The organism is Pseudomonas sp. UBA5666 (assembly GCF_002420785.1).
Lineage (GTDB): Bacteria > Pseudomonadota > Gammaproteobacteria > Pseudomonadales > Pseudomonadaceae > Aquipseudomonas > Aquipseudomonas fulva.
Genome location: NZ_DIIQ01000016.1, coordinates 562 through 929 on the forward strand (window position 1 = coordinate 562; position 368 = coordinate 929).

At 60.3% G+C, this 368-nt stretch carries 1 protein-coding gene; it reads left to right on the plus strand.

Features of this window, described 5'->3' with window-relative positions:
• Nucleotides 1–127: 127 nt before the first annotated feature.
• A partial coding sequence (locus B2Y33_RS09725) for an NYN domain-containing protein (RefSeq protein ID WP_288632884.1) occupies nt 128–368 on the plus strand: 241 nt, incomplete at its 3' end.

A 368-nucleotide genomic window follows, 5' to 3' on the forward strand; every position in this document is an offset into this window, starting at 1 on the left:
GCCGATTACGGCGGTGATGACGGTGGATTATTCTCCGACGACGATTCCTACGTCTGACGGCTCTGGCATACTGCTGGCCTTCGCGGGGCGCTGAACCCGCCCCGATTCGGCCAGACGAGGTGCCAAGGTGAAAAAGATCGCGTTGTTCGCCGACGTGCAGAACCTCTATTACACCGTGCGCCAGGCCCACGGTTGCCATTTCAACTACACCGCCTTGTGGAACCAGGTCAGCCGAGAAGGCCAGATCGTCGAGGCGGTGGCCTATGCCATCGATCGGGGCGACAGCAAGCAGCAGCAGTTTCAGCAGATACTGCGCAACCTGGGTTTCGATGTGCGCCTCAAGCCCTTCATCCAGCGCAGCGATGGCT